Consider the following 11499-nt stretch of genomic DNA (forward strand, 5'->3'; position numbering starts at 1 on the left):
ACTTTTTCCGGTATACCCTTCAAAACCCTTGCACTAATTTCTGTGTTTATCAGCCTCTAACCTTTGATATATCAAGGTTTTAGGTTTATTCAGCAAACCCTAACTAGGGGTTGCTGAGAAAGTCTTTCCGTGAGGGCATAGGAGTCAGGAGTCAGGAGTCAGGAGTCAGGAGGAGATTGGAAAATTTCTTTGCCATCTCTTGAAATCCCAAAAAATGCACACTTTTTCCGGTATACCCTTCAAAACCCTTGCACTAATTTCTGTGTTTATCAGCCTCTAACCTTTGATATATCAAGGTTTTAGGTTTATTCAGCAAACCCTAACTAACCGTTTCATATTTAGGGTTTGCTGAAAAAGTCCCTTCGTTGAGGCAGGGAATAGGGAATAGGGAATAGGGAATAGGGAATACTTTTAGTCCAACAATTTCAAAATACAATCTTCTATCTGTTCATCATTAACAGAGTTACGATAGGGTTCAAATATTGCTGGTGTTTTTGCTAAGTCTCCTAAAAGTCCCAGTTTTTTAATATCGGGATTTTGTTGAGGAAATGGTGAGAAATAAACTGGGGACTGGGGACTGGGGACTGGGGACTGGGGATATAATTATTTTATTATAAATTTATTGTGTCTGAATCAGGATAACCAGGATTTAAGGATGTACGGGATGTGATTGATAATTGATAATGGATAATTGATAATTGATAATTGTCTGAATCAGGATAACCAGGATTATAGGATGTACGGGATGTTGTTTATAAATTATCAAATAATATAAAATCATCAAGAATACAAAAAAACGATAATCTTATAAAATTATAAAAATCCCATCCTGATAGCGAAGCGTGACGTTAGTCATAAATCCTAAAATCCTGGACATTATCTCGACTTACTTCGACTGCGCCCTTCGACATCGCCCTTCGACTGCGCCCTTCGACACCGCCCTTCGACTGCGCTCAGGACAGGCTCAGGACAGGCTCAGGACAGGCTCAGGACAGGCTCAGTACAGGTCGCGGTAGTTGAGCGTAGTCGAAACTCGATAACCACCTGATTCAGACAAAAAAATGATAAAATGATCATCTATTATCTGTGTTTATCTGCGTTCATCTGCGTTAAATAAAAATGTTGGGTTTCCTTGCGTCAACCCAACCTACAGGATAAAATAATAATACCCCAATCACCAATCACTAACTAACAAGAGTTAAAAATATGCAAATTACCATTGAAATACCTGAAGAAATTGGACAAAAATTACAACAAAATTGGCATAACTTACCACAAAAAATATTAGAAGTATTAGCTATTGAATCTTATAAAAATGGCATGATCACAACTGCACAAATTCAAGAATTACTACATTTTTCTAGCCGATGGGAAACAGAAACATTCTTAAAAAATGCTCATGTTGATTTAGATTATACAGAAGCAGACTTAGCAGCAGATATGGAAACATTAAATCAGGTTTTATCATCATGATTGTAGTTGCAGATACTTCACCAATTTGTTATTTAATCATCATTGAACAAATTGATTTATTACCACAATTATTTGGTAAAGTCATGATTCCCAAAGCTGTTTACCAAGAACTACAAGCAACAGGAACACCGGAAAAGGTACAAAAATGGATCACAAATATTCCTGAATGGTTGGAAGTCGCTGCTGTTAACATTCCTGATGATAATATGTTAGTAAACTTACATCAGGGAGAAAAAGAAGCAATATTATTAGCCGAAAGAATCCAAGCTAATTTAATTATTATAGATGAAAAAGCCGCTCGTCAAATTGCCCAATCTAGAGGTTTAAAAATTACCGGATTATTGGGTATTTTAAATTTAGCAGCTAATCAGAATTTAATTGATTTGAAAACAACAATTACCGCATTACAAAAAACTAATTTTCGTGCTAGTTCTCACCTGCTACAATCTATGTTCAACCAGTCATGAAATTAAAATGTTGGGTTTCCTTGCGTCAACCCAACCTACAGAATAAAATAATTATATCCCAGTCCCCAGTCCCCAGTCCCCAGTCCCCAGTCCCCAGTCCCCAGTCCCCAGTCACCAGTCACCAGTCCCCAGTCCCCAGTCCCCAGTCCCCAAAAATATGGAATCTCAAGACGTTCGCACTTATATCCAAAAAGCCCTAAAATTAGATTTAATCGGTCCAACTTCCCAAGACCTAGAATATCAAACAGAAATTTTAAACCAACCCCCATCTAAATGGTATCTTACCGGGTTTTTAGTTCCCTTTGGTGCGCCGGTAGAAATGAAATATGACCCTACAGCAGATGATACAATAGAAGTAATTACTAATAAAGATATCGCCGAAGATGCCAAAACACCAGAAACCGCTGCTGCAAGAAAAGCACCTTTCCCTTCTTCCATCGGGTTGAGTTTTTTAGTTCCTGCAACAACTGAAAAATTAGAAGTAACTGTAGAATGGGGAGACTATCAACCCCAAGAACGGGAAATAGAAACTTCAGCAGAAAATAATAACGAAGAACAACCCAGCAAACCCCCAACAGAAATATTATGGCATCGCTTTCCTAATATTATTACTATACCAATTTCCCTACCTGCCAATTATGATCAAATTTCTCTTGATGTGAGTGATCGAGATGGTTTAAATAGTGGGTTAAAACTTTATATTTCCCGTCGTCCCGTTGCAACTTCTCCTCAACTTCCCATCGGTACACAGTCGGTTTCTGTTTTTGTTGTTAACCATCGTGTTTATCAACCCCACAGTAAACAAGATGAAAGTTTTATTTTTCAAGCAGGTTTAACTATTCGCACTTCAGAAATATCAGAAATATCAGAAATATCAGAAATATTTGTTCCTCGTCCTGACTTGCGGGGAGAAAATACCCTGGACCAAGATGAGGCGATCGCATCTCTCCAATACCGTGATGACTGTGAATATGCAGTTGGTCATAATATCTCTGCGCTTGCACTCCTGGAAAATAACCAATGTCAAGAAATTTCTACCACTTGGATACCCACCGCAGAAGTCCCCAGGGTGGAAGCTGCAAATATCGCCGGTTTAGAACTGGGAATGGAAGCTTTAGCCCAAGCCCCTAACGCTGATACTGTTCGTGATATGATTGGGGCGATAGTGACGGAATATGCAAACTGGATATCTCAACAACCTATTCCCACCCCACCCCACCTAGCCAAAACTGCCCAAGAGTTATTAAACAAAGCTAATATAATTAATCAGCGTATTGCCGCAGGTCTGCAAGAATTAGACGACCCCCTAGTATTTCAAGCCTTCCAAATAGCCAACCAAGCCCTAGCAACTGCCCGCCGACAGCGTTTTTGTCAAGATAACCCAAATAAAGCCCCTAGTGACGCACCTACCCCCAAATGGCGACCTTTTCAGTTAGCTTTCCTCCTCCTGAATCTTGTCAGTATTAGTCAACCTACCCACCCAGACCGAGAAACCGTAGATTTGCTGTTTTTTCCCACAGGTGGCGGAAAAACCGAAGCTTATCTCGGTTTAGCTGCTTTTACCTTGGTTTTACGTCGTCTCAAAGACCCTAGCATTTACTCCGCCGGTCTTACAGTTTTAATGCGTTATACCCTACGCTTACTCACCCTTGACCAATTAGAACGAGCTACAACTCTCATCTGTGCCTTAGAATTACAACGACAACAACACCCAGACATACTCGGTCAACATCCGTTTAATATTGGTTTATGGGTAGGAGACAGTGCTACACCCAACAAAATGGGTAAAAAAGGCGACAAAAATGAAAATTCTGCCCGTGAACGCACAATAGCTTTTCAACAGGATGAAAAAACCAAACCCAAACCCATACCTTTAGAAAGATGTCCTTGGTGTGGTACAGAATTATCAAATCGAGCGTTTCAATTATTACCATCCGCAGATTATCCCACAGAATTAAAAGTTTCCTGTTCCAACCGCAAAACCCACCCCGACGGAAAACCCGCCTGTGTTTGGAAAGGTAACAATTTTCTGCCGATTATCGCCGTAGATGAGCAAATTTACCGACAACTTCCTTGTTTTATCATTGCCACCGTGGATAAATTTGCTAACTTACCTTGGGTGGGACAAACTGCGGCCTTATTCGGTAAAGTTACTCATTATGATCAAAAACTTGGTTTTTTTAGTCACGCAGATCCACCTGCAAAAGTTACAGGAACAAACTTAAAAAAATTAAAAACCTTTTTACCCCCTCCAGACTTAGTAATTCAAGACGAATTACATTTAATTTCTGGACCTTTAGGAACAATGGTAGGACTTTATGAAACTGCTATTGACGCTCTCTGCACCATAAGTTATAATAGTGTAAATGTCCGCCCGAAAATCATCGCCTCAACCGCCACAGTCCGCCGAGCAGACAGACAGATCCAGGCTTTATTTGCCCGTCAACAGGTAGAAATATTTCCCCCACCCGGACCAGATCGCCACGATTCATTTTTTGCTAAAACCGTACCTGTGACAGACTCCCCAGGGCGTTTATATGTAGGAGTAGCCGCCCAAGGACGCAGTTTAAAAGTAGTATTATTACAATCTTATTTAGCATTATTAGGAGCGGCACAGAAAATCTGGTTAGAATTAGGCGGGAAGAAAAACCCTGAAAACCCTGCTGATCCTTATATGACCTTGTTGGGTTATTTTAACTCCTTGCGAGAATTGGGGGGAAGTCGGCGCTTAGTAGAAGATGAGGTAAACTCCCGACTGATCAAATACGGAGAACGGCGACGTTACGGAGAAACAGCCGGTTTATTTGCTAACCGCAAAATAGACGACGAACCCACAGAGTTAACATCCCGCATCAGCACCAATAAAGTAGCAGAAACCAAACGCCGGTTAGCATTACCATTTCGAGAAACGGAAAAAGTTGATGTCGCTTTAGCCACAAATATGATATCTGTGGGGTTGGATATTACCAGACTAGGATTAATGGTAGTATTAGGGCAACCCAAGACCGCAGCCGAATATATCCAAGCTACCAGCCGAGTCGGCAGAGATACCAAAAAACCAGGATTAGTAGTAACATTACTGAATATCCACCGCCCACGCGATCGCTCACATTATGAACGTTTTGCCCATTGGCATAGGACATTTTACCGAGCCGTAGAAGCAACAAGCGTCACACCATTTTCACCCCGTGCCTTAGATCGGGGTTTAGCCGGGGTGACAGTGGCATTAAGTAGACTAGGCAAACCAGAGATGACAGAAGCAATGGGAGCTAATTATATTAATCAGTATAGAAAAGAACTAGATGAAATAGTAGTTCAGGCGATCGCCCAACGTGCAGCCATGCATAGTCCCACAGCAGACGCTAACTTTGTGCAAGATATAGAGAAAGCAGTCAGCAACCTTTTGGATACCTGGGAAAAAATAGTCATTCAAGATCAACGCTTGCAATATCAGAAAGAACTAGAAATTCTTTCCCCCTTGCTTTTAGATCCCTACGATCCCCAAACCGAGAAACAAACCCAAGAACGACAGAAATTTAAAGCCCAACGTAGTTTAAGAGACGTTGAACCAGTAGTTAAATTAAGAATTTGCGATCCAGGAGGTGTGGAGGTGACTGGTGACTGGTGACTGGTGACTGGTGACTGGGGACTGGGGACTGGTGACAGGTGACTGGTGACAGGTGACTGGGGAGTAAGTAATAATGGGTAATGGGTAGTATTATTCCTGATCACCAATCGCAAAATATTGTTTATGGACAATAAAAGCTTTGAATCTTTAGATTTTTATCAAGATAGTTTGAAGTTACTCAAAGCAGCATATCGTTTAGCAGATAGTTTACCAAACCATGAACGCTACAACCTCAGTGATCAATTGCGCCGATCTTCATGTAGTATTCTTCTAAATATAGCTGAAAGCTATGGACGTTATCACTATCTTGACCGCTTACGTTTTTTATATATTGCTCGTGGTTCATTAACAGAAACTGCCAGTATTTTTATCATTGCAGAAAGTCTTGGTTATTGTACAAAGGAACAATTAAATTGGGTTAATGAACTGAGAGAGAAAATTGAAAAAAATATGAATGGTTATTGTCGTTTCATCAAAAATAGTAAACAAGGTCAAGAAGAATACGGTAATAAAATGGAATGGTTGAACGGTGATTAGTAATTGGTGATTGGGAAAAATAAAATGAATTACCCAGTCCCCAGTCCCCAGTCCCCAGTCCCCAGTCCCCAGTCCCCAGTCCCCAGTCCCCAGTCCCCAGTCACCAGTCACCAACCCATGCCCAAACACAAAAAAAGACTCACCCCCCTAGCAGAAATACGCCAAAGTCAACTTCTTAACACCTACGGACCAGGTTCAATGGTTGACTTACCAGAACACTCCGTTATTATCGGCGGTTTATCCTTCTGGAAAGGTGAAAAACAATATATCCGCGAAGACCGCTTAAAAAACAAAGTTCAGGAAATTCTCGAACTGCAAGAACCCGTTAATTTATACAGTCCTCCCAGGGATAACCCTGACTCCTATGCCCCAGATGCTAATGTTGGTGTGTTTATTTTCCCCACCTGGTTTGTCGCCCAAGTAGAAAAAACAGTCCGCTTTCACGGCAAAGACTACCGTACCCGTCCCCTAGTCACTTGGCGAGAAGTCAAATCAGGCTTAAAATTTGATGGTAAATCAGTTAACGCCGTTCCTATCCGCTTTGTTCAAGGTTGTGCCAATGGACACATCAGTGATATTAACTGGTACGCCTTCGCCCACAATGATTTTAATACCAAATGTAAACATCAACTATGGTTAGATGAAGGTGGTTCTGGTAACGACTTTGAAGAAATCTTTGTCCGGTGCGAAGTTTGTAAAGGTGCGCGTCGTCCCCTGTCTCAAGCCAAACTACCCAAGTCCAGAGTTTTAGGACCATGTCAAGGCGATCGCCCTTGGTTGGGTTATCAAGGTAAACAAAATGATTGTTACAGTTGTGTAATAGATAAAACAGGCAATATAGTTAAAACTAAGGAGCGAGAATACAACCGGCTATTAGTTAGATCCGCCAGTAATGCCTATTTTGCCCAAACATTAAGCGTCATTTCCATCCCCGATCTCAATGAACATTTAAAGAAAACCATAGACTGTCATTATGAAGATTTGCAATATTTAGAAGAGATTAATGATCTCAGAGGATTTTTATTAATTCAGAAAAAAAATCCTAAATATGCTGACTTAATAACATTAGATGTAGATGCTATTTGGGCAGAAATTCAACGTCGTAATAATAAACAAAGCAGTGAAAGTAAAACCATCAAACAAGTAGAATTAGAAGCTTTATTAAATTGTGAAGAAACTACAGGTAAAGAGCATGATGATTTTTACGCAACTAACCGCAAATTAGATCATTTTCCCAGTGAATTATTACCTTATATAGAAAGAGTAGTATTAGTCCATCGGTTAAGAGAAGTTATTGCCCAAATAGGGTTTACTCGGTTTGAAGCTTCTCTACCAGATATTGAAGGAGAAATAGATAAAAACTTAACCATTAATGTACAGCGTGCAGCATTAGATTTGGAAACTAAATGGATACCAGCCATTGAAAATAAAGGCGAAGGAGTATTTATTGGGTTCCATAAACAAGTAATTGAAGAATGGCAAGAAAAAGAAGTAGTAAAAGCCAGAGGGAGAAAATTAGTAAGCGGTTTAAAACAATGGTGTCTCAGTAAAAATATCTCCGAAGATCAAGTTAAATTTCCTGGCTTACCCTATATAATGCTGCATTCCTTATCACATCTATTAATTACCACCGTTTCCTTAGAATGTGGTTATGCTGCCAGTGCCATCAGAGAAAGAATTTATGCTAATCCAGACACAGGATATGGCATCCTTTTATATACAGGTTCGCCTGGTTCTGAAGGGACATTAGGGGGTTTAGTAGAGGTAGGTAATAACATTGAATACCATTTAAAAATTGCCTTAGAAACAGGTAAATTATGTTCTAATGATCCTGTATGTTCTCAACATCAACCAGATAACCTGCAAGAAGAAAGATTTTTACATGGTGCTGCTTGTCATGGCTGTTTACTGATTGCCGAAACTTCCTGTGAATGGCGGAATGAATTTTTAGATCGGGCTTTAATTGTACCAACTTTAGAAAATTTAGGTTGTGAGTTTTTTCTCAATTTGGGGGAATAAGGAACAGGGAAGGAATACAGACATTTTTGTTTTCACTCAAGAGGAGAAAAAAGGCAATTTTGTAAATCCCCAAATCTTCATGATCTTTGATTGCTTCTTTATTCATTAGACTTCTCCAGAAAAGAAATTATGGCTTGTAGTGCAGGCATACTTTGACATAGTTCGACTTCGCACTTCGACTTCGCACTTCGACTTCGCTCAGTACAAGCTCACTAACCGTAGTTCGACTTCGCACTTCGACTTCGCTCAGTACAAGTCTTGCCTGCTCATCGTGTACCTCATGTAAATGGAATGTGCTGTAACTTTTTTAGCAAACCCTAATTTACCTAATTTAAACGATAGGCAACTCGCAGACTTTGCACTAAAATCACCACAGAAGCGACAGCCATCAAAGCACCCCAAAACCAATAAGGTAACAGTAAATATCTTTGCATTTGTGCTGTATCGGAAAGCCCTAAAGATCCTGCACTATAACTAAATAGATAATTTAATTGATGGTAGGTACTCACACAAGCTTGCACACCCAAAAACTGAATAGCAAAACCCTGTACCCAGCGGGGAGTTTGCAAAGCTACTGCCAAAATAATTAAACCTAGTAAGGGTACTGCTATCAACCCAAACAAAGAACGCACCCAAACCAAGGCAGAAAATAGTAAAAACACCCCTAATATTTTCAAACTGAGGGAAGCGGCTTTAAAACTGCGGGAAGCAAGAATTAATGCTGCACCGGCAATAGGTGGACCCATCGGACCTGCGGCCGCAACCAAAGCAGGAGCAAGGGGAGCCAAAGTAGAGCGCATAGAATAAGTAGCCACACCAGAACCATTATTAAAAATCTGTAATTTATGAAAATTTCCCCCCAAGATCAGAGCCATCAAACCATGTCCCATTTCATGAAACCAAGTTGCCAAGATGGTAAATGGGTATAAAATATAATCACCTGCTGGGAATTGCCACAAAACAGCAGTGGCGATCGCTGCTCCTACAAGCCAACTTAACCCCATACGTTCAACTTCTGGGGGTGCTTCTTCAGTGAGCAAAGATGAAAAATTTTTTGGTTCTCTCATTATGTAATATTCCTACTAATAATCCGTAACTCGTAATTTATAATTACTAATTACTAATTACTAATTACTAATTATTAATTACGAATTACGAATTATCAATTACGAATTATTCTCTAAGAAAGTTGAAATAAGAAAGTTACCAAATCTCCCTTACCCAAACTGATGCGATCGCCTGGACGTAAGCGGTGTCTATTTCCTGGTAATAACGGCAAATTATTAATATAAGTGCCGTTAGAACTACCCACATCTTCTATATAATGTGCATCTCCCTCAACACGAATATCTGCATGAATCCGTGAGACAATTTCTGAATTAGGAAATCCTGCTACATCAATATCTGGAGGAATGCGATCATTGGGTTTACCAATATGAATTACAGACACATTTTGCAGTAATTCAATTTCTTGGTTACTTTGGACATGGAATAGCCGCGCCACCACTTGTTGTAATTGAGTTTTAGATACTGCTACTGCGGGTGCTGGTGCTGGTGCTGGTGCTTCTGGTTGTGGTTCGGGTACTGGGGCTGGTGGAACTACCGCTTCTGGAACTGGAACTGGAACTGGAACTGGAACTGGCACAGGTGCTGGCACAGGTGCTGGCACAGGTGCTGGTGGAACTACCGCTTCTGGAACTGGTGCTGGAGGTGGAACTGGTACGGGTGCTGGTGTGGGTACGGGTGGGGCTACTGCGGCTGGAGGTGGAACTGGTGCGGGTGCCGGTGCCGGTGCGGCTTGTGGAACTGCTGCCACGACTGTTGGTGGTAGAGTAGAAGCAACAGGAGGATGAGTATAAGTATCGAGTCCTAAAGGATTAGCTTGTAAAAGTTCTAACATGGGGTCAGGAGTAACCAAAGGTGGTACTTCCACAGGAATATTAGGATCGATGGTTGCACTTACTACCGTTGGTTCTGCTACAACAGGAGCGGAGTGTAGGTTATAGCCACACTGACCGCAAAAAGCAGCATCAGCTTGTACAGTTGCCCCACAACTGGGACAGTTTGTAGTCGCTGGTAACGGCGTATAACAAGCTTCACACTGAACAGCGCCGTCTGGATTGGGATGATTGCAATTTGGGCAGACGATCATGGATTTAAGCCTTAATCAAGTTAGTTGTAAAATATATTACTAGCAAGTAGTTATCAGTTATCAGTGGCACAAAGCAAAAGGCAAAAGGCAAAAGGCAATTGATGTTTCCTATTCCCTATTCCCTATTCCCTATTCCCTATTCCCTGTTCCCTGTTTCCTGTTCACTAATTTAGGGTTTGAGTTCTAAACCTGCTGCTTCATCTAGCAGCCATAGCAATTCTCCTTGAGGTTTAATCAAGCGAGATGGATAAGTAAAATCATCAGCGGTAGGTGCGAAGACTTGAGCTAAAGCAGGTCTTTTATTAGCACCAGCAGCCAAAAAAATTACACTCCGTGCAGCGTTGATGAATGGGTAGGTAAAAGTGATGCGAGGATTACCGTCTTTGTTACCTACAGTAATCAAGCGATCGCGTACATTAAGAGCTTCTGTATGAGGAAACAAAGATGCAGTGTGGGCATCATCACCCATTCCCAGTAAAACTACATCCAATGGGGGAAAGTTTCCCGGTGCTGCATGGAAAAATTCTTGCAGATGCTGTTCATACTTAGCTGCATCTACCGCTGGATTAGCTGATAAAGTGGGTATGGCGTGAATATTAGCGGCTGGGATAGCAACCCGATCTAACCATGCACGACGCGCCATAAGTTCATTGCTATCGGGGTGATCTGGTGGTACATAACGTTCATCTCCCCAGAACACATGAATTTTATCCCAAGGCAAGTTTGAAGAGGCTATAGCTTCATACAAAGGCTTAGGTGTGCTGCCACCAGACAAAGCAATAGTAAATTGTCCCCGTTCTTGAATGGCAGTGGCCAATTTGGACAGAATCAAATCCCTCGCCCGTGCTACCAAAGCTGAGAGATCGGGTAAAATTTCAACCTTCTTGTTCATGGGTTCATCATCACATAGCTGACTTTCAGCAATAGAATACCTAATTTCTGACAATTTCCCAGTTTAACTTTTGAAACTTTTAACATCATCAGAGTTAGGAGGCAGGAGGCAGGAGGCAGGGGAGGCAGGGGAGGCAGGGGAGGCAGGAGGCAGGAGGCAGGAGGCAGGAGGCAGAAGTTTTTTATTTTGGATTTTGGATTTTGGATTGTTTTTGTGATCTCCAATCTAAAATCTAATCTAAAATCTAAAATCTAAAATTTTCTTCCCCAGTCCCCAGTCCCCAGTCACCAGTCCCCAGTCACCAGTCCCCAGTCACCAGTCCCCAGTCCCC

At 41.2% G+C, this 11499-nt stretch carries 9 protein-coding genes; 6 read left to right on the forward strand and 3 right to left on the reverse strand.

Going from position 1 to position 11499, the window contains the following annotated elements:
* Positions 1-1206 precede the first annotated feature (1206 nt).
* From H6F47_RS24745 to H6F47_RS24770, 6 genes are all read left to right on the forward strand, one after another.
* Positions 1207-1473 carry a UPF0175 family protein gene (locus H6F47_RS24745; RefSeq protein ID WP_096572106.1) on the forward strand — a complete coding sequence of 89 codons (267 nt, stop codon included), beginning with the start codon at positions 1207-1209 and terminating at the stop codon, positions 1471-1473.
* Positions 1470-1940 carry a DUF3368 domain-containing protein gene (locus H6F47_RS24750; protein WP_187041991.1) on the forward strand — a complete coding sequence of 157 codons (471 nt, stop codon included), beginning with the start codon at positions 1470-1472 and terminating at the stop codon, positions 1938-1940. The genes H6F47_RS24745 and H6F47_RS24750 overlap by 4 nt, the downstream gene beginning before the upstream one ends.
* On the forward strand, positions 1937-2140 hold the full coding sequence (locus tag H6F47_RS24755; RefSeq protein WP_190651452.1) for a hypothetical protein: 204 nt from the start codon (positions 1937-1939) through the stop codon (positions 2138-2140). The genes H6F47_RS24750 and H6F47_RS24755 overlap by 4 nt, the downstream gene beginning before the upstream one ends.
* Positions 2098-5568, forward strand: coding sequence for a DISARM system helicase DrmA (drmA, locus tag H6F47_RS24760; protein WP_190651454.1), 3471 nt, complete (start codon positions 2098-2100; stop codon positions 5566-5568). The genes H6F47_RS24755 and drmA overlap by 43 nt, the downstream gene beginning before the upstream one ends.
* A gap of 123 nt (positions 5569-5691) precedes the next feature.
* On the forward strand, positions 5692-6105 hold the full coding sequence (locus H6F47_RS24765) for a four helix bundle protein (RefSeq protein ID WP_187041895.1): 414 nt from the start codon (positions 5692-5694) through the stop codon (positions 6103-6105).
* Between the two features lie 6 nt (positions 6106-6111).
* The gene (locus H6F47_RS24770) at positions 6112-8124 is read left to right on the forward strand and encodes a DUF1998 domain-containing protein (RefSeq protein WP_347239108.1); all 2013 of its coding nucleotides are present in this window, start codon (positions 6112-6114) and stop codon (positions 8122-8124) included.
* 326 nt (positions 8125-8450) lie between these two features.
* Here H6F47_RS24770 and H6F47_RS24775 read toward each other — a convergent pair whose 3' ends face one another.
* From H6F47_RS24775 to pgl, 3 genes are all read right to left on the reverse strand, one after another.
* The gene (locus H6F47_RS24775; RefSeq protein ID WP_190651455.1) at positions 8451-9191 is read right to left on the reverse strand and encodes a M50 family metallopeptidase; all 741 of its coding nucleotides are present in this window, start codon (positions 9189-9191) and stop codon (positions 8451-8453) included.
* Between the two features lie 113 nt (positions 9192-9304).
* Positions 9305-10276, reverse strand: a complete 972-nt coding sequence (locus H6F47_RS24780) for an FHA domain-containing protein (RefSeq protein WP_190651458.1) — start codon at positions 10274-10276, stop codon at positions 9305-9307.
* Positions 10277-10445: 169 nt separating this feature from the next.
* Entirely contained in the window at positions 10446-11168 is a 723-nt protein-coding gene (gene pgl, locus H6F47_RS24785) for a 6-phosphogluconolactonase (RefSeq protein ID WP_190347903.1), read from the reverse strand.
* Positions 11169-11499 lie beyond the last annotated feature (331 nt).

Source organism: Sphaerospermopsis sp. FACHB-1094, from assembly GCF_014696195.1.
GTDB lineage: Bacteria > Cyanobacteriota > Cyanobacteriia > Cyanobacteriales > Nostocaceae > Sphaerospermopsis > Sphaerospermopsis kisseleviana.